Raw genomic sequence first — 20,949 nt, 5'->3', positions numbered from 1 at the left:
CGGGTCAGGTAGCCGGAGTTCGCGGTCTTCAACGCGGTGTCCGCGAGGCCCTTGCGGGCGCCGTGGGTCGAGTTGAAGTATTCGAGCACCGACAGGCCTTCCTTGAAGTTGGAAATGATCGGCGTCTCGATGATCTCACCCGACGGCTTGGCCATCAGGCCGCGCATGCCGGCGAGCTGACGCATCTGCGCCGGCGAGCCGCGCGCACCCGAATGCGCCATCATGTAGATCGAGTTGATGTCGGCTTCGACGCCCTTGGCATTCTTCTTGGTCGAGGAAATTTCCTTCATCATCTCCTTGGCGATTTCTTCAGTCGCCTTCGACCAGGCGTCGACGACCTTGTTGTACTTCTCGCCATGGGTAATCAGACCGTCGTTGTACTGCTGCTCGAAATCCTTCGCCAGCGTACGCGTGGTGTCGACGATCTTCCACTTGCCGTGCGGCACCACCATGTCGTCCTTGCCGAACGAAATGCCGGCCTTGAACGCATTGTAGAAGCCGAGCGCCATGATGCGGTCGCAGAAGATCACCGTCTCCTTCTGGCCGCAGTGACGGTAGACCTGATCGATCACGCCGGAGATTTCGCGCTTGGTCATCAGCTTGTTGATGACGTCGTACGGTATCTTCGTCGACTTCGGCAGCACGTTGCCGAGCATCACGCGGCCCGCGGTGGTTTCGATCCAGCGCTTGACCTGCTTGCCCTCCTCGTCGAGGCCCTCCCAGCGATACTTGATCTTGGTATGCAGGTGGATGACCTTCGAATGCAGCGCATGCTCGATCTCGGCCATCTCGCCGTAGAGCTTGCCCTCGCCGGGCAGCCCTTCGCGCATGATGGAGAGATAATAGAGGCCGAGCACGATGTCCTGCGACGGCACGATGATCGGCTGACCATTGGCCGGATGCAGGATGTTGTTGGTCGACATCATCAGGACGCGTGCTTCCAGTTGGGCTTCCAGCGACAGCGGAACGTGCACGGCCATCTGGTCGCCGTCGAAGTCGGCGTTGAACGCGGCGCAGACCAGCGGGTGAAGCTGGATCGCCTTGCCCTCGATCAGGACCGGTTCGAACGCCTGAATGCCCAAGCGATGCAGCGTCGGCGCGCGGTTGAGCAGCACCGGATGCTCGCGGATCACCTCGTCGAGAATGTCCCAGACCTCGGGCCGCTCTTTTTCAACCAGCTTCTTGGCCTGCTTCACCGTGGTCGACAGACCCTTGGCGTCGAGCCGCGAATAGATGAACGGCTTGAACAGCTCGAGCGCCATCTTCTTCGGCAGGCCGCACTGATGCAGGCGCAATTCGGGACCGACCACGATCACCGAACGGCCGGAATAGTCGACGCGCTTGCCGAGCAGGTTCTGACGGAAACGGCCCTGCTTGCCCTTGAGCATGTCGGCGAGCGACTTCAACGGACGCTTGTTGGCGCCGGTGATGACGCGGCCGCGGCGGCCGTTGTCGAACAGGGCGTCAACCGCCTCCTGCAACATGCGCTTTTCGTTGCGGATGATGATGTCGGGCGCGCGCAGCTCCATCAGCCGCTTCAAGCGGTTGTTGCGGTTGATGACGCGGCGGTAGAGGTCGTTGAGGTCCGAGGTCGCAAAGCGGCCGCCATCGAGCGGCACCAGCGGCCGCAGGTCCGGCGGAATCACCGGCACCACGGTCAGGATCATCCACTCCGGCTTGTTGCCGGAATAGCGGAAGGCTTCGACGATCTTCAGACGCTTGGCGAGCTTCTTGTGCTTGATGTCGGAGTCGGTCTCCTGCATCTCGGCGCGCAAGGTGGTCTCGAGCTTCTCGAGCTCAAGCCCTTTCAACAGCTCGCGGATCGCTTCCGCGCCGATCATGGCGGTGAAGGAATCCTGGCCGAATTCGTCCTGCGCCTTCAGGTACTCGTCTTCCGACAGCAACTGACGGTCCTTGAGCGAGGTCAGGCCCGGCTCGAGCACGACGTAATATTCAAAGTAGAGAATCCGCTCGAGATCCTTCAGCGTCATGTCGAGCAGAAGGCCGATGCGGGACGGCAGCGACTTCAAGAACCAGATGTGGGCAACGGGCGCGGCCAGCTCGATGTGGCCCATGCGCTCGCGCCGGACGCGCGACAACGTCACTTCGACCGAGCACTTTTCGCAGATGATGCCCTTGTACTTCATCCGCTTGTACTTGCCGCACAGGCACTCGTAGTCCTTGATCGGCCCGAAGATGCGCGCGCAGAACAGGCCGTCGCGCTCCGGCTTGAAGGTGCGGTAATTGATGGTCTCAGGCTTCTTGATTTCGCCATAGGACCACGACAGAATCTTTTCCGGCGACGCGATCGAAATCCGGATCTGGTCGAAGACCTGAGCCGGCGTCGTCGGATTGAACAGATTCATAATTTCTTGGTTCATCGTCTTCTCCTCGCGTGCCGGCCGTCACCGGCAGCAAATTCGAATTCCTAGACTTCAGCCCTCGCGCGCACTTTGAAAAAAGGCAGCGCGAACACCCGGCGCGAAATCCGCGCCGGGTACGCTTGTTCTTACTCAGCGGCCTCCGAGGTCGGCGTGTTGCCGACCTTCGAATTGTGCAGGTCGACGTTGAGGCCGAGCGAACGCATTTCCTTGACCAGCACGTTGAAGGATTCGGGAATACCCGCCTCGAACGTGTCGTCGCCGCGAACGATCGCCTCGTACACCTTGGTGCGGCCGGCGACGTCGTCCGACTTCACCGTCAGCATTTCCTGCAGGGTGTAGGCGGCGCCATAGGCCTCGAGTGCCCAGACCTCCATTTCGCCGAAACGCTGGCCGCCGAACTGCGCCTTGCCGCCCAGCGGTTGCTGGGTGACGAGCGAGTACGGACCGATCGAGCGCGCATGGATCTTGTCGTCGACGAGATGATGCAGCTTGAGCATGTAGATGTAGCCCACAGTCACCTTTCGATCGAAGGCATCGCCCGTCCGCCCGTCATAGACGGTCGACTGGCCCGAGGCGTCCAACCCGGCAAGCTTCAGCATCTCCTCGATGTCCGCTTCCTTGGCACCATCGAACACCGGCGTCGCAATCGGCACGCCGTGGCTGAGATTACGGCCAAGCTCGATCAATTCGCTGTCGTTCAGCGACTTGATCGTCTCTTCATCGCCGTAAATCTTCTTCAAGGTCTCCTTCAGCGGCTTGACGTCCTGCTTGCTGAGATAGGCATCGACCGTCTGGCCGATGCGCTTGCCCAGACCCGCGCAGGCCCAGCCGAGATGGGTTTCGAGAATCTGCCCGACGTTCATGCGCGAAGGCACGCCCAGCGGATTGAGCACGATGTCGGCATGGGTGCCGTCCTCGAGGAACGGCATGTCCTCGATCGGAACGATCTTGGACACCACGCCCTTGTTGCCGTGACGGCCGGCCATCTTGTCGCCCGGCTGAATCTTGCGCTTCACCGCGACAAAGACCTTGACCATCTTCATCACGCCGGGCGGCAACTCGTCGCCACGCTGCAACTTTTCGACCTTGTCGAGGAAGCGCTGTTCGAGCCCCTTCTTCGACTCGTCGTACTGCTTCCGCATGGCCTCGATCTCGGCCATCAGCTTGTCGTTAGGGGATGCAAACATCCACCACTGCGAGCGCGGATGCTCCTCGAGCACGGCACGCGTGATCTTGGTGTCCTTCTTGAAGCCCTTCGGACCGGCGATACCCTGCCGGTTCTCAAGCAATTCGGCCAGGCGGCTATAGACGTTGCGGTCGAGGATCGCCTGTTCGTCGTCGCGGTCCTTGGCCAGACGCTCGATCTCTTCCCGCTCGATCGCCAGCGCACGCTCGTCCTTGTCGACGCCGTGACGGTTGAAGACGCGCACTTCCACGATCGTGCCCTGCACACCCGGAGGCACGCGGAGCGAGGTGTCGCGAACGTCGGAAGCCTTTTCGCCGAAGATCGCGCGCAGAAGCTTTTCTTCCGGTGTCATCGGGCTTTCGCCCTTCGGCGTGATCTTGCCGACCAGGATGTCACCGGCGCGCACTTCGGCGCCGATATAGACGATGCCGGCTTCGTCGAGGTTCTTCAGCGCTTCTTCCGAAACGTTCGGAATGTCGCGGGTGATTTCCTCAGGCCCGAGCTTGGTGTCGCGGGCCATCACCTCGAACTCCTCGATGTGGATCGAGGTGAAGACGTCGTCCTTCACGATTCTTTCGGAGAGCAGGATCGAGTCTTCGAAGTTGTAGCCATTCCACGGCATGAACGCGACCAGCACATTGCGGCCGAGCGCGAGCTCGCCGAGATCGGTCGAGGGACCATCGGCAATGATGTCGCCCTTCTTGACGACATCGCCGACCTTCACCAGCGGACGCTGGTTGATGCAGGTCGACTGGTTGGAGCGCTGATACTTCATCAGCCGGTAGATATCGACGCCCGACTTGGTCGGATCGAGATCTTCCGTCGCGCGGATCACGATACGGGTAGCGTCGATCTGGTCGATCACGCCGGTACGGCGGGCGGCGATCGCAGCCCCTGAATCGCGCGCGACCACGCCTTCCATGCCGGTGCCGACGAACGGCGCTTCGGCGCGCACCAGAGGCACGGCCTGACGCTGCATGTTCGAGCCCATCAGCGCGCGGTTGGCGTCGTCGTTTTCCAGGAACGGGATCAGGGCCGCGGCAACTGACACGAGCTGCTTCGGCGACACGTCCATGTAGTCGACCTTGTCCGGCGAGATCATGACCACGTCGCCGGCATGGCGGCAGACCACGAGATCGTCGGTAAAGCGGCCGCGGTTATCGAGCGCCACGTTGGCCTGCGCCACGTGGTGGCGGCCTTCCTCCATCGCGGAGAGATAGACCACCTCGTCAGTGACCCGGCCGTCCTTGACCTTGCGATACGGCGTCTCGACGAAGCCGTATTTGTTGACGCGGGCGAACGTCGCCAGCGAATTGATCAGGCCGATGTTCGGACCTTCCGGCGTTTCGATCGGGCAGATACGGCCGTAATGCGTCGGATGCACGTCGCGCACCTCGAAGCCGGCACGCTCGCGGGTCAGACCGCCCGGGCCAAGCGCCGACAGGCGGCGCTTGTGGGTGATCTCCGACAGCGGGTTGGTCTGGTCCATGAATTGCGAGAGCTGCGAGGAGCCGAAGAACTCGCGCACGGCGGCGGCCGCCGGCTTGGCATTGATCAGGTCCTGCGGCATCACGGTGTCGATATCGACACTCGACATGCGCTCCTTGATCGCGCGCTCCATGCGGAGCAGGCCGATGCGGTACTGGTTCTCCATCAATTCACCGACCGAGCGCACCCGGCGGTTGCCGAGATGGTCGATGTCATCGATCTCGCCCTTGCCGTCGCGCAGGTCGACCAGCGTCTTGATGACGGCGAGGATGTCTTCCTTGCGCAGTGTGCGATGGGTGTCGGGCGCATCGAGTTCGAGGCGCATGTTCATCTTGACGCGGCCGACCGCGGACAGGTCGTAGCGCTCGGAATCGAAGAACAGCGACTGGAACATCGCCTGCGCCGAATCCAGCGTCGGCGGCTCGCCCGGACGCATCACGCGGTAGATGTCGAACAGCGCGTCTTCACGCGTCATGTTCTTGTCGGCATGCAGCGTGTTGCGGATATAGGCGCCGACATTGACGTGGTCGATGTCGAGGATCGGCAGTTCCTTGTAGCCCTGCTCGTTCAGCACCTTCAGGAGCTTGTCGGTAAGCTCTTCGCCGGCTTCGGCATGGATCTCGCCGGTCTTCGGATTGACTAGGTCCTCGGCGACATAGTTGCCGACCAACTCCTCATCCGACATCCGCAGCGCCTTCAGCCCCTTTTCCTGGAGCTGGCGGGCCGCGCGCACGGTAAGCTTCTTGCCGGCTTCCAGCACCACCTTGCCGGTATCGGCATCGATCAGGTCATTGATGGTGGAATAGCCGCGGAAACGGGCGGCGTCGAACGGCACGCGCCAGCCTTCCTTGCCGCGCTTGTAGGCGATCTTCTTGTAGAAGGTCGAAAGGATCTGCTCGCCGTCGAGCCCGAGCGCGAACATCAGCGAGGTCACGGGGATCTTGCGGCGACGGTCGATACGCGCAAACACGATGTCCTTGGCGTCGAACTCGATGTCGAGCCAGGAGCCGCGATACGGAATCACGCGCGCGGCAAACAACAGCTTGCCGGAAGAATGCGTCTTGCCCTTGTCGTGGTCGAAGAACACGCCGGGCGAACGGTGCATCTGGGAGACGATGACGCGCTCGGTGCCGTTGACGATGAAGGTGCCGTTCATCGTCATGAGCGGAATATCGCCCATGTAGACGTCCTGCTCCTTGATGTCCTTCACCGACTTCGCGCCGGTTTCCTCATCGATATCGAACACGATCAGGCGCAGCGTCACCTTTAGCGGCGCAGCGAAAGTCATGCCGCGCTGACGGCACTCGTCGACGTCGTATTTTGGCGGCTCGAATTCGTAACGGACGAATTCCAGCATCGAGGTGCCGGAGAAATCCGAGATCGGGAATACGGAACGGAAAACCGCCTGCAGGCCCTCGTCGAGCCGGCCGCCCGGAGGTTCGTCCACCATCAGGAACTGGTCATAGGACGCCTTCTGAACCTCAATGAGGTTCGGCATCTCCGCGACTTCCTTGATGTGTCCGAAAAACTTGCGAACGCGTTTGCGACCGGTAAACGTCTGCTGCGCCATCGTGGCCTCTCATTTCGTCGCCCCGGAGGGGCGAACCTTTCCGAAACCGCGATTGTCGAAATCGCTTTTCGGAGTTGAATTTAGTTTCGTCCTTTTGGACAGTTCGCCTCTCGCCAGGACGTCAAGATCCTGAATCGAAGTATCCAGTCTTAAAGAACGCAAAGCGACGCACGGGGCGCTCTAACGCACCCGCACGTCAAAAACCGCTTCGTCACGGACTGCAAAGCCCGAAATTGCCAATCTCCCAACGGCTCGCGGCGAAACCTTGCGGTTCCTCCTGCCGGCCGAGTTTTCGTGCTGCCGCCCCGATATGGGATGGCAATCGTGGAAAATCGAGGGGTATCCCCATCAATCCCCACACATTCTCGTGTTGGCAGCCCGCCGGGTGGAACCCGGCGGGAGCCTGTCATAACGCGAATTACTTGAGCTCGACCTTGGCGCCAGCCTTTTCGAGCTGAGCCTTGATCTTGTCGGCCTCGTCCTTGTTGACGCCTTCCTTGACGGGCTTCGGAGCGCCTTCGACCAGGTCCTTGGCTTCCTTGAGACCAAGACCGGTGATGGCGCGGACTTCCTTGATGACCTCGATCTTCTTGTCGCCGGCGGCGGCAAGCACGACCGTGAACTCGGTCTTTTCTTCCGCGGGGGCAGCGGCGGCACCGCCACCGGCCGGGCCGGCGACCGCAACTGCGGCTGCGGCGGACACGCCCCACTTCTCTTCGAGGAGCTTTGCAAGTTCGGCAGCTTCGAGCACGGTCAGGCTCGAGAGGTCGTCGACGATTTTCTGTAGGTCAGCCATTGATCTGTTTCCTTAAGCGTATTGGTTCGAACCAGGTTTGAATTGCGAAGGGTCAGGCCGCTTCGCTCTTTGAGGCATAGGCCTGAATGACGCGCGCGAGCTTGGCCGCGGGCGCTGTGGAGAGCTGAGCGATCTTGGTCGCCGGCGCCACGAGGAGGCCGACAATCTTGCCGCGCAGTTCGTCCAGCGACGGCAGCGAGGCGAGCGCCTTCACGCCGTTCACATCCAGGACGGTTTTACCCATCGAGCCGCCGAGAATGACGAACTGCTCGTTCGTCTTGGCGAATTCGATGGCAACCTTCGGCGCCGCTACCGGATCGTTGGAAGTCGCGATCACGGTCGGTCCCTTCAGAAGGGAGCCGATGGAAACGACGTCGGTGCCTTCAAGAGCAATTTTGGCGAGACGGTTCTTCGAGACCTTCACCGAGGCGCCCGCCTGCTTCATCTGCATGCGCAGCTTCTGCATCTGGGCGACGGTAAGGCCGGAATAGTGGGCGACGATCGCAACGCTGGTGGTCTTGAACAGACCGTTCAGCTCCTCGACCGCGTCCTTTTTTGCCGCTCTTTCCACAGCAAGCTCTCTCCGGTTGGCGGTCTAAAAGCCCCAAGGCCAGGACCGCCGGGTTGCACCCATCGTCCTGCCTCAACCTGACCTCAAAGACACGAAGGCTTTTAAGGACCCGTCGGGCAGAACGACATTGAAACGCCTGCCCTCCCGAGCCTTGTGGGCGCGGGGTGTCGAGGTTCGAACCAAATCTCCGAAGCGCGGGAGCCCGCGGTATCGGAGCAAAATCTGGTCTTCACCCGTCTATGCAGGCCATGCGATTAAGCCGTTGAAAAACTTTCGTTTATCGCGGGCGCCTGCAGTCTTGGACAGGATCGAGGCTTAAACCGGTAAACCGGCCTGCCCCTGCCTGATTTCCTCTCAAACGACGGTTTCCCCTTCCTTTCGAGCCATTCATACGGAATGTCCTGAAAGGATAAGGTCTCCTATTCGTTCTCTTTCGGAAAGCGAGCACAGACGCGCCAGCTATCGCCAGCACGTCCGGAAGGGGCCTCTTTAACGGGTCTTTTCCGCCTTGCCAAGGGCTAATTTCGAGCAGGTGAAAACGGTCGCTAGCGCACTGGATAGACGAGCGGTTTTCCGCCGAAAAACGCCTCGAGATTGGCAATCACGCAGTCCTGCATCGCGGCGTGCGAGTCGGCGGTATGACCGCCAATATGCGGGGTCAGCACGACGTTCAGCAAGCCGGTCAGCGCGCCTTGCGGATGCGGTTCCTTCTCGAACACATCGAGGCCCGCGCCGGCGATGGTGTTGTTCGTCAGCGCTGTAACCAGCGCCGCCTCGTCGATGACCGAGCCGCGCGCGATGTTGACGACATAGCCGTCCGGCCCGAGCTTTTGCAGAATATCGGCATTGACGGCGTGATGGGTGTCCGTGCTGGCGCGCACCGCGATCATCAGCACGTCGCCCCACTCGCTAAGCGCTTCCAGGCTTTCGAAATAGCGATATGGCAGCTCTTGCCGGCTGCGGCTGAAATAGCCGACCTCGGTCTCGAACGCCGCCATTCGGCCTGCGATCTTGCGGCCGATCTCACCCATGCCGTAGACGCCGACGCGGCGGCCAGGATTGCCCGGCAGCGGGCGCAACAGCGGCGACGGTTTCGAAGCAGCCCAGCTTCCGTCGCGCACGAATTCGTCGGCCGGGAGAATCCGCCGCGTTGTCGCAAGCATCAGCGTGACGGCGAGGTCAGCGACGCTTGCGGCGTTCGCCCCCGGACTGTGACCGACGGCGATTCCGCGCTCGCCTGCGGCCGCCAAATCGACGCCGTCATAGCCGGTGCCGTAGCAGACGATGGCGCGCAGCGACGGCAGCGTGTCCATGACGCTACCCGGAAGCGCCGTGCCGCCGGCGGTGATCACGGCGCGAATGCCGGAAAGCTCGCCCGCGAAGAAAACCTCAGTGGGTGGCTTGCCGGCCGCGTCCAACAATTCGAAGCGCTGCCCGATCCGCACCATCAGCGCCTTGGGGAACTTCGAATAGATCAACACCTTCTCCGGCATGCCATCACCCCTTTCATCGACCCTTATAAAACAAAGAGCGGAACCGGTTGCCCGATCCCGCTCCATTGTTTTCGATCCGCCATTTAAAAGCTTTAGCCGAGAATGCTGCCCGGCTCGACCTTCACGCCCGGTCCCATGGTCGAGGAAACCGCAACGCGCTGGATGTAAGTGCCCTTCGAACCCGCTGGCTTCGCCTTGGCGACCGCATCCGTGAGCGCCTTAACGTTTTCGACGAGTTTCTCTTCCGAGAAAGAGGCCTTGCCGATGCCGGCCTGGACGATACCGGCCTTCTCGACCCGGAACTCGACCGAACCGCCCTTGGCGCCCTTCACAGCGGTGGCGACGTCCATCGTCACCGTACCGATCTTCGGGTTCGGCATCATGCCGCGGGGTCCAAGCACCTTACCGAGGCGGCCGACCAGCGGCATCATGTCGGGGGTGGCGATACAGCGGTCGAAATCGATCGTACCGCCCTGCACCTTCTCGACGAGGTCTTCAGCGCCGACGACGTCAGCGCCCGCAGCCTTGGCTTCTTCCGCCTTGGCGCCGCGCGCAAACACGCCGACACGCAAGGTGCGGCCGGTGCCGTTCGGCAGTGTCACCACGCCACGAACCATCTGGTCGGCGTGACGCGGATCGACGCCGAGATTGATCGCGATCTCGACGGTTTCGTCGAACTTCGCTTTCGCTCGTTCCTTGACCATCTTGATGGCGTCCACGAGCGGATAGAGCTTCTCGCGATCGACGCCCTCGCGGGCCTTCTCAGTACGTTTTCCGATTGCCATTGCCCGTTACCCCGCAACTTCAAGACCCATCGAGCGGGCTGAGCCCTCGACCATCTTCATGGCCGACTCGATGGTGTCGCAATTGAGATCCTTCATCTTCTTCTCGGCGATCTCGCGCACCTGCGCTTTAGTCACCTTGCCGGCCTTGTCGCGGCCTGGAGCTTTCGACCCGGACTGGATTTTCGCGGCCTGCTTGAGGAAGAAGGACATCGGTGGCGTCTTCATCTCGAAGGTGAAGGAACGGTCCGCGTAAATGGTGATGATCACCGGGATCGGGGTGTTCTTTTCTTCCTTCTGCGTCTGCGCATTGAACGCCTTGCAGAACTCCATGATGTTGAGACCGCGCTGACCAAGCGCGGGACCGATCGGGGGCGACGGATTGGCCGCTCCCGCCGGCACCTGCAATTTCAGGTATCCGGTCACTTTCTTTGCCATGGTTCACTCCTGTTGTGCCGACCCCGAAAGATCAGCGGTTTCAGGTTCCGTGGTTCGGTTCGAGTGCGGCTGGCAACCGCCCTCACCTCCCACGTCCTCTTTTTAGAGGCGTTGCCGCCTCCACTTCGGATCAGGCCACCTTTTCGACCTGAGCGAATTCCAGTTCGACCGGCGTGGCGCGGCCGAAGATCGACACCGCGACCTTCACGCGCGAACGCGCCTCGTCGATTTCCTCGATGACGCCGGAGAACGAAGCAAACGGTCCGTCCGCCACGCGCACATTCTCGCCGATCTCGAACGAGACCGAAGCCTTCGGGCGCTCCACGCCTTCCTGCACCTGATGCAGAATGCGCATCGCCTCCGTTTCGGAGATCGGCATCGGCTTGTTTTCCGCGCCGAGGAAGCCCGTCACCTTCGGGGTGTTCTTGATCAGATGAAAGGCCTCGTCGGTCAGCTTCATCTTGACCAGGACATAGCCCGGGAAAAACTTCCGTTCCGCGTCGATCTTGCGGCCGCGGCGCACTTCCGTGACCTTTTCGATCGGCACCAGCACCTGCTCGAACAGTTCCTCGAGCCCGCGCTGCTTGGCCTGCTCGCGAATCGATTCCGCGACCTTCTTTTCAAAATTGGAATAGGCGTGGACGATGTACCAGCGCTTATCCATCGTTTGCGTTGCGGTGCTTGCCATCAGTGGATGCCCAGGACCAAAGTGACCAAATAACGGATGATCTGATCGGATGCGAAAAAGAATACCGAGGCGAGTGCCACCATCACAAACACCATCATCGTCGTGATCATGGTTTCGCGGCGGGTCGGCCAAGTCACCTTGGCGGTCTCCGAGCGCACTTCCTGCAAGAATTTAAACGGGCTGATCGCCATCGTTAGGGGTCCGCATCCGTCGTCAGACGAACTAAAGCTTGTTGATCTTAGGAATCCGAACAGCCCGCTAGGACCCAGCCCTCGTTTGAAGGTTGAGCCGGCACGCGGGCTCGATTGTTCGGGGATTTAAAAGCCGCGCCGGATATCCGCATCTAACGGGCCGGCAGCAGGTGGCGGCTATGTACTGCGGACCCGCCTAAAGGTCAAGGTGGCAGGAGGCCCCTCCCGGCCTGGCCGATCCGGCAAGGACCGCGAATAAAGCCTTAACTGCAAGGTCAAAACCGCAAAGTCAAAGCCGGGCACAGCGCAATGGCGCGCTGGCCCGGTCTTTAAGCTTATCTGGCGTAGTAGGCCACCGGCGCGCGGCGGACAACCACGGGCGGCGGCGGCAGGATCTCGCGTTGCCAGACGCGGCCGTCATCGAACTGAATACGCATGCCGTCGGGCGAATAGACAGCGCCCTCGCCGCGCGCATCGATCCAGATCCGGCTCGCAGGCGCGTTCCAGTCGGGCCAAGCCCGATATGACTCGCCCGTCTCGGTCGTGAGATTCACGGCATCACCATTTTGCGTGACGAAAGTGGCGGCGCCGAGCATGCCGTCCCGGCACATCTGGATGCACCGGTAGGTGCCGGTCAGATTGATCGTCTCGGCCGAGGCGGCCGTGGCGGCGCACGCCGCAGCGATGAGGCCTAAAGCCAGCGATATTCGTCTCATCACAAAACTCCATCATTTGTGTGAAGATAAGCCCGACAAAGCGGACGACGAACAATCGCAGACGAAAGCCTTTCGTTCCCGGTTCCCGAGCCGTGTCTGTATCGTCGGCCGGATCGCGAGCAGGCGGCGGTTGTCGCGGTTCAGGCCACCCGCGCGGTATGCAGAAATTACCCGCACAGCTGGCATGCCAATTGCTTCGTTTCGAGCTCCATCAAGGAGTTCGCATTTTGGTCGACGATTCGCAGTTGAGTAAAATTTCACGCCGCGCCGCTTTGTCTTTGCCGCTCGGGTTGGCTGCATCGTCTGGCACTCTTTTTGGCAGCGGTTTCGCCATAGCTGATGAGAAGGCCGATCAGCCGGTGCGTGGCGGCACCATGGTCATGATCGTGCAGCCCGAGCCTTCCACACTCGCTCACTATGCCGTGACCGCCGGCAATATCCCGCCGATCGCCACCCAGATTTACGAAGGTCTTGTGACCTACGACTGGGATCAAAATCCCCAGCCCAATCTTGCAACTTCCTGGGAGACCGCGCCCGACGGCAAGTCAATTACCTTCAAGCTGCGCGAAGGCGTCGTCTTCCATAACGGCAATCCGTTCACGAGCGCCGACGTCCAATTCTCCTTCATGGAGATTTTGAAGAAATATCACCCCTTCGCGCCGCTGCTGCTCAACGAACTCACGGCCGTCGACACGCCCGACGCCATGACGGCGGTTCTGCGTCTCGACAATCCCGCGCCCTATCTCATGAAGGCGCTTGCCGGACGTGATTTGCCGATCATGTGCAAATCGGTTTTCGAGGGAACGCAGATTCTGCAAAATCCTTCGGCCAACAAGCCGATCGGAACCGGGCCGTTCAAATTCGGACAATGGGAGCGCGGCCAGTTCGTACGGCTCGACCGCAACGACAAATACTGGAAGCCGGGTCTGCCCTATCTCGATCACATCATCGCGCGTTTCATCCCGGACGCCGCGACGCGCTCGGCCGCGCTTGAGACCGGCGAAGCGCATTTCGCCGGCTATAGCGCAGTCAATTACGCTGATCTGGCGCGGATGAAGACCAACCCGATCCTTGACACGACGACGAAGGGCTACGAGATGACGCCCGCCTTGAGCGTGCTCGAGCTTAACGCCAAGCATCCGCCACTCGACAAGAAAGAAGTGCGACAGGCCATTGCTTACGCGATCGATCGCAAGGTGATCCTGCGCGATGTCATGTATGGCTACGGTCAGCCGGCCACCGGTCCGCTCTCAAGGCTGTTCAAGACCGTTGGATTCTACACCGGCGACGTTCGGAATTACGACGTGCCCGACCGTCTCGAGATTGCCAACAAGCTGCTCGACGGCGCGGGCCTGCCGCGCGGTGCCAACGGCATGCGCTTCGGCATGCATCTCGAAGTCAATTCGTTCGGCGAGCAATGGCTGCGCCAGGCCGAATATCTCAAACAGGCGCTCGCAATCGTCGGTATCGATCTGACGCTGCGCTCCGAGGATACCGCGACCTGGCTGCGGCGCGTCTATACCAATTACGATTACGACATTAACGAGCCCTTCCTCAGCCAGGGCGTCGATCCGGTCTATGGCCTGAACAAGCAATATCTGACGACGCAGATCCGCAAGGGCGTGACCTTCGTCAACGACAGCTTTTATTCCAATCCGGAATTCGACGACATTCTCTACACGGCGATGCGCGAGCAGGACCATGAGAAGCGCGCCGCGCTGTATAAAAAGGCGCAGCAGATTCTCGCCGAAGATTGCCCGCTGATCTGGCTGATCGACGTGCAATATGTCTCGGTCTTCTATCGAAAGCTTCGCGATCACACCACCGGCCCCCTCGGCACGCAGCAGGCTTTCGAACGGGCCTGGCTGGAAAAGTAAGCCGTGCGTTTCGCCCGCTACATCGGATACCGGCTCGCGACCGCCCTGCCCGTGATCTTCGGGATCATCGTGCTCAACTTCCTGTTGATCCATCTGGCGCCGGGCGATGCCGCCTCGGTGCTCGCCGGCGAGAGTGGTGCTGCGACTTCGGAATATATGGACGAGCTGCGCCACAAATTCGGCCTCGACCAGTCGCTCGGCATGCAGTTTTTAAACTACGTCTCCAACATGGCGCATTTTAGCCTCGGCTATTCGTACCGCAATGATGCCGATGTCTCTGGCCTGATCCTTGAACGGCTCGGGCCGACCTGCCTGTTGATGTTGACGGCCTTCGGAGCCGCTCTGGCGCTCGGCATCGCGCTTGGTCTTGTGGCCGCGACGGGACGAAATTCCTGGCGTGACGGTGTGATTTCGCTGGTGAGCCTTGTGGCCTACGCGACGCCCGGCTTCTGGCTCGGGCTGATGATGATCGTGATCTTTTCGATCCGCCTCGGCTGGCTACCGACCAGCGGGTTTGACACCGTCGGCGCCGGTCATGAAGGATGGGCCGAGGTTTGGGACATCGGCCGCCATCTCGTGATGCCGGCCGTCTCGCTCGCACTGTTTTATCTTGCGCTTTATGCGCGCCTCATGCGCGCGTCCGTATTGGAGCAAACCGGCATGGATTACGTGACGACGGCGCGCGCCAAGGGCCAGACCGAGCGCCGCATCATGACAGGTCATGTTCTGCGCAACGCGCTGTTACCCATCGTGACGCTGGCCGGCGTTCAGGCCGGCAATCTGATCGGCGGTTCGATCGTCGTGGAAACCGTGTTCGGCTGGCCCGGCATCGGCACACTGGCCTTCAACGCGCTGCAATCGCGCGACCTCAATTTGCTTCTTGCGATCTTCTTCATTTCGGCCTGTCTGGTCGTGATCATCAACCTCGTCGTCGACGTGCTCTATTTCATGCTCGACCCGCGCATGGAGACTTGAGATGCGGGCGGGCCTGGCGCGTTTCGCACGTAACCGGATGGCGCTGTTCGGTGCGGCCGTACTCTTTTGCCTGTTCCTGCTGGTCGCGCTGACGCCGATCATCTACCCCGATGATCCGTTCAAGCTCGCGGGGCCCGCCTTGCAGCCGCCGGGCGGACGCTTCTGGCTCGGCACCGATACGCTTGGCCGTGACGTCGCGGCGGAAATCGCTTACGGCGCACGCACCTCGCTGATCATCGGCGTCGGCGCGACGCTGGCGGCCATCTTGTTCGGCGCGATGTTCGGCGGGCTCGCCGGCTACTATCGCGGCAAGACCGAGACCGCCTTGATGCGGGTCACTGAGTTCTTCCAGACCATCCCGGCCTTCATCTTCGCTTTGCTGATCGTCGCTATTCTCTCCCCTTCGGTGACGAGCGAAATTATCGCTATCGCCGCCGTCTCCTGGCCGAGCATCGCGCGGCTAGTGCGCGGGGAATTCGTCGCACTCGGCGGCCGCGAGTTCGTGCAGGCCTGCGCGGGCCTCGGCGCCAGCGATGCGCGCATCATCTTCCATCATATGCTGCCGAACTGCGCCTCCTCCATCATCGCGGTCGGCTCGCTCTTGATCGGCACCGCGATTTTGCTCGAGGCCGGCCTGGCGTTTCTGGGTCTCGGCGACCCGAACATCATGAGCTGGGGGCTGATCATCAGCGCGGGGCGCGCGGTGCTGCGCTCCGCCTGGTGGATCTGCACTTTTCCAGGCATCGCGATCCTGCTCACGGTGCTCGGCATCAATCTCATCGGCGACGGGCTCAACGAAGCCCTCAATCCAAGACTGCGTGAGCGATGAACGAGACCGTGCTCGAACTCGAGAAGCTCACGATCGCGTTGCCGCCCGGTGCCGACCGCGCCAATGCCGTCAGCGATATCGACCTCAAATTGCGAGCCGCCAAAGTGACCTGCCTGATCGGGGAAAGCGGATCGGGCAAATCGCTGGTCGCGCGCTCGATCCTTGGCCTGTTGCCCGGTCCGCATGTGCGCGTCGGCAGCGGCCGTATCCTGTTCGACGGCCAGGATCTCGCCCATGCGCAGCAAGACAAGATGCGCGAGATTCGTGGTGCAAAAATCGGCATGATCTTCCAGGAGCCGATGACCGCACTGAACCCGCTGCACACGATCGGCCGCCAGCTCGACGAAGTGCTGCGCATTCACACCTCGCTCGGGAAAGGCGCTCGACGCGCCCGCGTGCTGGAATTGATCGACAGCGTTCACCTGCCGGAGCCGATGCGCATCCTCCGCTCCTATCCCCACCAATTGAGCGGTGGCCAGCGCCAGCGCGCCATGATCGCCATGGCTTTGCTGCTCGATCCATGCCTGTTGATCGCCGATGAACCCACCACCGCCCTCGATGTCACGACGCAGGCGCAGATCCTCTATCTGATCCGCGAACTACAGCGTGAGCACGGCACGTCGGTTCTTTTCATCACACATGATTTCGGCGTTGTCGCCGATATCGCCGATGAGGTCGCGGTGCTGCAGCGCGGCATTCTGGTCGAACGCGGCACGGCCGGCGCGGTGCTTGGCGCCCCCAGCCATCCCTATACCAAGGCCTTGATATCGGCTGTGCCGAAGCTTGCACCGCCGATGGCGCGGCCGGCGAATACACAACCCTTCATCGTCGAGGCGCGGGATGTCGCCAAGACCTACGGTGCGCGAGGCCTGTTTAGCGGAAGGGTCACGCGGGCTCTGGCCGGCGTGACCGTGCAACTGCGTCGCGGCGAGACGCTCGGCCTTGTCGGTGAGAGCGGCTCCGGCAAGAGCACGCTGGCGCGTGCCATCACGCGGCTGATGCCGATCGACGGCGGCGAAATCTGGCTCGGCGGCGCCGACATCGCGCAACTGTCGCGCCGTCAGCTCCGCCCGGTCCGCAAGCGCGTGCAGATGGTGTTTCAGGATCCCTATGCCTCGCTCGATCCGCGGCAACGCGTCATCGACATTGTCGCGGAAGGCCCCATCATCCACGGCACGCCGGCCGCCAAAGCGCGCCAGGAGGCACAGGCGCTGCTTGGCCTCGTCGGGCTCGACCCCTCCGCGGCGCAGCGCTTTCCGCACGAGTTCAGCGGCGGCCAGCGCCAGAGGATCGGGATTGCGCGGGCGCTCGCGCTCCATCCGGAAGTGCTCGTCGCCGACGAGCCGGTCTCGGCGCTTGACGTCTCGGTGCAGGCGCAGGTGCTGGCGCTTCTTGCCGATATCAAGGCGCGGCTGCATCTGAGCATGCTATTGGTGACGCATGATCTGCGGGTGGCGTTACAGGTCTGCGACCGCATCGCCGTGATGAAACAGGGCGAGGTAGTCGAAGTGGCGCCGACCGCCGATATTTTCTTCAATCCACAGCATCCCTACACCAAGGCCTTGTTCGCCGCCGTGCCCGGGGGCAACTGGCAAGACCGGAAAGCATCATGATCCTGACTAAAGCTTTTGTGGAACGGCCCTGAATTGGGAGACTGAATCAGGCAGCTTCGCGCTCGGCGATTTTGCCGTGGAAAGAGGCGGCGTGATCCGCGACGCGCACCTCGCCTGGCAACGCTTTGGCACGCTCAACGCCAAGCGCGACAATCTCATCCTCTACCCCTCAAGCTACTCCGCACGCCTTGCGGATTTGTCCTGGCAAGTTTCCCCGGAAGGCATTCTCGATCCCACGCGCTGGTGCATCGTTGCCGTCGGCATGTTCTCGAACGGCGAATCCTCGGGCGCGGCGGAGACGCCGGATTATCCCGCGCTTGTCACCGTCGCTGACAATGTGCGGGCGCAACACCGTCTCGTCACCGAAATGCTCGGTGTCGACAGGCTCGCCGCCGTTTACGGATTTTCGATGGGCGGCATGCAGGCCTATCATTGGGCGGCGCTTTACCCCGATATGGTCGCACGCGCCTTCGTGGTCTGCGGCAGCGCCCGCACGGCCGATCACAACAAGGTTTTTCTGTCCGGCCTGCTGCGCACCCTTGAAGCCGCGCCCGAGCATATCGGCAATGGCCGCTTTTCAAGCGAGCCTTTATTGGCGCTGAAAGCCTTCGGCCATATTTATGCCGGCTGGGGCCTGAGCCAGGATTTTTACCGCGCCGGCCTCTACAAGAGCGTGCTTGGCGCGCCCGACCTCGAAACCTTCGTCCGGGTCAATTGGGCCGAGCGGTTTTCGCAATGCCGCGCGGCGAACCTTTATGCGCAGGCACACGCCTGGTTTCACGGCGACATCAGCGCGAACGCGCTTTACGACGGCGATCTCGCACGAGCGCTGCGCGCGATCAAGGCGCAAGTACTGCTGATGCCGAGCGAGACCGATCTCTATTTCCGCGTCGCCGATAACGCCGCCGACATCGCCCAACTGACTAGCGGGAGCTTGCGGCCGATCCCGAGCGTGTGGGGTCATCGCGCCGGCAATCCGAGCGCCAGTCCGGCAGATGCCGCCTTCCTCAAGATGGCCGTTGGGAGTTTGCTCGCGGGATAAGGCCCGGCTTACCAAGCGGGCCCGATTCGCTGCCGCCAACCCGCGATCATCGCGCTATTCCGCGTCGTCAATAGGCAGGTCGGCAACCTCGCGCCGATGCCCGGCGTGTTTCCTAACTATCCGGCTCCGGTGATTTCCTGCTAATGTCTTGGTGGTGAGTTTCGCAAGGACCGGCTCCGGTGGCTCAAAAACCATTCTTTCTAGTTTTGAGGGACGACAACGCAGGCACCTTTTCAGTCGAAGGCCCAATGACCGATGATCGTCCTTGGATTTCTCAGATTGTAACTGCTCAACGCGCAGGCCGGAAGGTTCGCTGCGTGGTGGCGACCGGGGCTACGCGGGAAGAGTGCATCAAAAATTGGTTGGCATCCAATCCTCGAATGAAGCTCGTCGAGCCGGGCATGTTGCCTTGACATCACCGAATGCCGTGGGCTGAGCCGATCCACGCCAAGGCAATGCCGGTCCTATGCCCGATGGTCCAAAAGGCAGACGCCAAAGTCGCGGAAACCATCGCGAGCCTTTCGAAGAGCAGCGTCTAGACGACTTTGGTCCCAAGTCGATCCCAAGAGGCGGGATGTTCTAGAAGTGTTCGAGAGGAAATGCCGCTAAGTCTTTGACTTCGCTGGCAGGAGTGGCAGGGCTCGAACCTGCGACCCCCGGTTTTGGAGACCGGTGCTCTACCAATTGAGCTACACTCCTGTGGGAACTGTGCGTCGCCGCCGTTCCGCGCCGTTTCAAGCATGGCGCGGGGGCGGATTGCAAGCGCGAAGCGTCCGGTGGCATCCTCGCCCCATGTTTTGGTTTTCCGACCCGGCCGCGCCAAGGTCAAACAGACCCGGCAACGACGATAATCAAGACAATAAATAAAGGGAGACCGCCATGTCCGCGCAATCAGCCACGAAGCCGGCCCTTCCCCCACAAACCCCGCCTTTGCCGGAAGCGAAGCCGGAATCGCTGGGGTTGTCGCCGTCACGCTTGCAGCGGATGTCCGACGTCTTCCAGCGCGAGATCGACAAGGGAACCATGCCCGGCGCAGCCGTCATGGTCGCCAGAGGCGGCCAGATCGGCTGGTTCGACGCGCTGGGCAAGCAACACCCTGCCGCAAGCGCGCCGATGACGCGGGATACGATCTTCCGCATCTTTTCCATGACCAAGCCGATCGTTTCGATCGGCGTCATGATGCTGCTCGAGGAAGGCCACTTCCTGCTCGACGATCCACTTGCCAAATTCATCCCGGAATTTGCCAACCAGAAAGTCGGCGTCGAAAACAACGGCAAGCTCGATCTCGTGCCGCTTAAGCGGCCAATCACCATCCAGGATCTGCTGCGTCACACCTCCGGCATCACGTACGAACATACCGGTAACGGTCTGGTGCAACAGCTCTATCAGCAGTCGCGGGTACGCAGCCGCAAGATCGACAATGCCGAGCATGCCGCACTCGTCGCGAGCCTGCCCTTGATCTGCCAGCCCGGCGCCGAGTGGAACTATAGCCGCTCGACCGACATCCTCGGCCGCCTCATCGAAATCGTGAGCGGAAAATCACTCGGCGCGTTTCTGAACGAACGCATCTTGGCGCCGCTGCAAATGACCGAAACCGGTTTTTTTACCGGCGACGAAAACGCTCACCGGCTGGCGGAGCCGTTTGCGGCCGATCCCTGGACCGGCGACAAGGTGCAGCTCTTCAACATGCTTGAAAAGCCGGTGATCGAATCCGGCGGCGGCGGTCTTGTCTCCACCACCATGGACTATGCCCGCTTCGCGCAAATGCTGCTCAATGGCGGCGAACTCGACGGCACCAGAATCATCGGCCCTAAAACGCTGGAATGGATGGCGTCCGATCATCTCGACGCTAGCGTCAAGATCATGGGCACGCTGACGCAAGCAGGCCACAGCTTCGGTCTCGGCTTTGGCGTCCGCACGCAAGAAGGCATCGCTCCGTTTTCGGGTTCGGTCCGTCAGTTCTTCTGGAGCGGCATGGGCGGCACCTTCTTCTGGATCGATCCGAAGGAAGACCTGTTCGCCATCTTCATGTCGCAGGCGCCCGGCCAGCGCGTCTACACCCGAACGCTGGTGCGCAATCTGGTGTACGCGGCGATTGAATAACGCGTCGTCGTCCCGGCCAAGTGAAAGCGCGAGCCGGGCCCCATAACCACAGCCAGACCTTGTCGCGCAGGGTGTCTGCCGACTGCCTAAGTGTCCGACTCATAATGATTTCATTTGATTTCAAGCTCTTGCGAGGCGCCGCGTGAGGGTTCGGATGTGGGCGACGAACGCCCATGCGACTGCGCTGGCGATTGTCGCTTCGAAATC

General features: G+C 61.4%; 16 protein-coding genes and 1 tRNA gene. 6 read left to right on the top strand and 11 right to left on the bottom strand.

From position 1 onward, the window contains the following. The 10 genes from rpoC to ABSE61_RS31905 all read right to left on the bottom strand — a co-directional run. A partial coding sequence (gene rpoC, locus ABSE61_RS31950) for a DNA-directed RNA polymerase subunit beta' (protein WP_423875156.1) occupies nt 1–2,381 on the bottom strand: 2,381 nt, incomplete at its 3' end. 128 nt (nt 2,382–2,509) lie between these two features. After that, nucleotides 2,510–6,628: a DNA-directed RNA polymerase subunit beta gene (rpoB, locus tag ABSE61_RS31945; protein ID WP_423875155.1), complete on the bottom strand. Its 4,119-nt coding sequence runs from the start codon at nt 6,626–6,628 to the stop codon at nt 2,510–2,512. A 418-nt stretch (nt 6,629–7,046) separates the two neighbouring features. Further along, a complete protein-coding gene (gene rplL, locus ABSE61_RS31940; RefSeq protein WP_423875154.1) occupies nt 7,047–7,424 on the bottom strand; it encodes a 50S ribosomal protein L7/L12 in 378 nt (125 codons plus the stop codon). A 52-nt stretch (nt 7,425–7,476) separates the two neighbouring features. Continuing rightward, on the bottom strand, nt 7,477–7,995 hold the full coding sequence (gene rplJ, locus ABSE61_RS31935) for a 50S ribosomal protein L10 (RefSeq protein WP_423875153.1): 519 nt from the start codon (nt 7,993–7,995) through the stop codon (nt 7,477–7,479). A gap of 545 nt (nt 7,996–8,540) precedes the next feature. Then, the gene (locus ABSE61_RS31930) at nt 8,541–9,488 is read right to left on the bottom strand and encodes a 2-hydroxyacid dehydrogenase (protein ID WP_423875152.1); all 948 of its coding nucleotides are present in this window, start codon (nt 9,486–9,488) and stop codon (nt 8,541–8,543) included. Between the two features lie 92 nt (nt 9,489–9,580). Next, nucleotides 9,581–10,273 (bottom strand): 50S ribosomal protein L1, encoded by a 693-nt coding sequence (gene rplA, locus ABSE61_RS31925; protein WP_423875151.1) that lies wholly within the window; start codon nt 10,271–10,273, stop codon nt 9,581–9,583. A 6-nt stretch (nt 10,274–10,279) separates the two neighbouring features. Beyond that, entirely contained in the window at nt 10,280–10,708 is a 429-nt protein-coding gene (rplK, locus tag ABSE61_RS31920; protein WP_027554142.1) for a 50S ribosomal protein L11, read from the bottom strand. Nucleotides 10,709–10,838: 130 nt separating this feature from the next. Next, nucleotides 10,839–11,372, bottom strand: coding sequence for a transcription termination/antitermination protein NusG (gene nusG, locus ABSE61_RS31915; protein ID WP_423875158.1), 534 nt, complete (start codon nt 11,370–11,372; stop codon nt 10,839–10,841). A 23-nt stretch (nt 11,373–11,395) separates the two neighbouring features. After that, nucleotides 11,396–11,587: a preprotein translocase subunit SecE gene (gene secE / locus ABSE61_RS31910; RefSeq protein ID WP_423875150.1), complete on the bottom strand. Its 192-nt coding sequence runs from the start codon at nt 11,585–11,587 to the stop codon at nt 11,396–11,398. Nucleotides 11,588–11,922: 335 nt separating this feature from the next. Further along, the gene (locus ABSE61_RS31905) at nt 11,923–12,303 is read right to left on the bottom strand and encodes a hypothetical protein (protein ID WP_423875149.1); all 381 of its coding nucleotides are present in this window, start codon (nt 12,301–12,303) and stop codon (nt 11,923–11,925) included. A gap of 245 nt (nt 12,304–12,548) precedes the next feature. Here ABSE61_RS31905 and ABSE61_RS31900 point away from each other — a divergent pair, with 245 nt between their 5' ends. From ABSE61_RS31900 to ABSE61_RS31880, 5 genes are read left to right on the top strand one after another with little or no spacing between them, the layout of a single operon-like run. Continuing rightward, nucleotides 12,549–14,180 carry an ABC transporter substrate-binding protein gene (locus tag ABSE61_RS31900; RefSeq protein ID WP_423875148.1) on the top strand — a complete coding sequence of 544 codons (1,632 nt, stop codon included), beginning with the start codon at nt 12,549–12,551 and terminating at the stop codon, nt 14,178–14,180. Nucleotides 14,181–14,183: 3 nt separating this feature from the next. After that, complete coding sequence (locus tag ABSE61_RS31895) at nt 14,184–15,155, top strand: ABC transporter permease (protein ID WP_423875147.1); 972 nt, start codon at nt 14,184–14,186, stop codon at nt 15,153–15,155. A gap of 1 nt (nt 15,156) precedes the next feature. Beyond that, complete coding sequence (locus ABSE61_RS31890; RefSeq protein ID WP_423875146.1) at nt 15,157–15,984, top strand: ABC transporter permease; 828 nt, start codon at nt 15,157–15,159, stop codon at nt 15,982–15,984. After that, nucleotides 15,981–17,597: an ABC transporter ATP-binding protein gene (locus tag ABSE61_RS31885; protein WP_423875145.1), complete on the top strand. Its 1,617-nt coding sequence runs from the start codon at nt 15,981–15,983 to the stop codon at nt 17,595–17,597. Before ABSE61_RS31890 ends, ABSE61_RS31885 begins: the two co-directional genes overlap by 4 nt. 28 nt (nt 17,598–17,625) lie before the next feature. After that, entirely contained in the window at nt 17,626–18,639 is a 1,014-nt protein-coding gene (locus ABSE61_RS31880) for an alpha/beta fold hydrolase (protein WP_423875157.1), read from the top strand. Nucleotides 18,640–19,262: 623 nt separating this feature from the next. Here the strand turns inward: ABSE61_RS31880 and ABSE61_RS31875 are convergent. Next, nucleotides 19,263–19,338: transfer RNA gene (locus ABSE61_RS31875), tRNA-Trp, on the bottom strand. A 180-nt stretch (nt 19,339–19,518) separates the two neighbouring features. Here ABSE61_RS31875 and ABSE61_RS31870 point away from each other — a divergent pair. Next, nucleotides 19,519–20,742: a serine hydrolase domain-containing protein gene (locus tag ABSE61_RS31870; RefSeq protein WP_423875144.1), complete on the top strand. Its 1,224-nt coding sequence runs from the start codon at nt 19,519–19,521 to the stop codon at nt 20,740–20,742. The last annotated feature ends 207 nt before the right edge of the window (nt 20,743–20,949 follow it).

The sequence above is a fragment of the Bradyrhizobium sp. genome (genome assembly GCF_049519115.1).
Classification (GTDB): domain Bacteria; phylum Pseudomonadota; class Alphaproteobacteria; order Rhizobiales; family Xanthobacteraceae; genus Bradyrhizobium.
The sequence above is the reverse complement of the archived record's forward strand: the minus strand, read 5'-3'. Positions and strand labels throughout refer to the sequence as shown.

Bases quoted from the DNA above. Each gene is read 5' to 3' on its own strand.
- rpoB (WP_423875155.1), bottom strand. From the start codon at position 6,628: ATGGCGCAGCAGACGTTTACCGGTCGCAAACGCGTTCGCAAGTTTTTC.
- ABSE61_RS31905 (WP_423875149.1), bottom strand. From the start codon at position 12,303: ATGAGACGAATATCGCTGGCTTTAGGCCTCATCGCTGCGGCGTGCGCC.
- ABSE61_RS31870 (WP_423875144.1), top strand. From the start codon at position 19,519: ATGTCCGCGCAATCAGCCACGAAGCCGGCCCTTCCCCCACAAACCCCG.
- ABSE61_RS31885 (WP_423875145.1), top strand. From the start codon at position 15,981: ATGAACGAGACCGTGCTCGAACTCGAGAAGCTCACGATCGCGTTGCCG.
- ABSE61_RS31890 (WP_423875146.1), top strand. From the start codon at position 15,157: ATGCGGGCGGGCCTGGCGCGTTTCGCACGTAACCGGATGGCGCTGTTC.
- nusG (WP_423875158.1), bottom strand. From the start codon at position 11,372: ATGGATAAGCGCTGGTACATCGTCCACGCCTATTCCAATTTTGAAAAG.
- secE (WP_423875150.1), bottom strand. From the start codon at position 11,587: ATGGCGATCAGCCCGTTTAAATTCTTGCAGGAAGTGCGCTCGGAGACC.
- ABSE61_RS31930 (WP_423875152.1), bottom strand. From the start codon at position 9,488: ATGCCGGAGAAGGTGTTGATCTATTCGAAGTTCCCCAAGGCGCTGATG.
- rplK (WP_027554142.1), bottom strand. From the start codon at position 10,708: ATGGCAAAGAAAGTGACCGGATACCTGAAATTGCAGGTGCCGGCGGGA.
- rplA (WP_423875151.1), bottom strand. From the start codon at position 10,273: ATGGCAATCGGAAAACGTACTGAGAAGGCCCGCGAGGGCGTCGATCGC.
- rplL (WP_423875154.1), bottom strand. From the start codon at position 7,424: ATGGCTGACCTACAGAAAATCGTCGACGACCTCTCGAGCCTGACCGTG.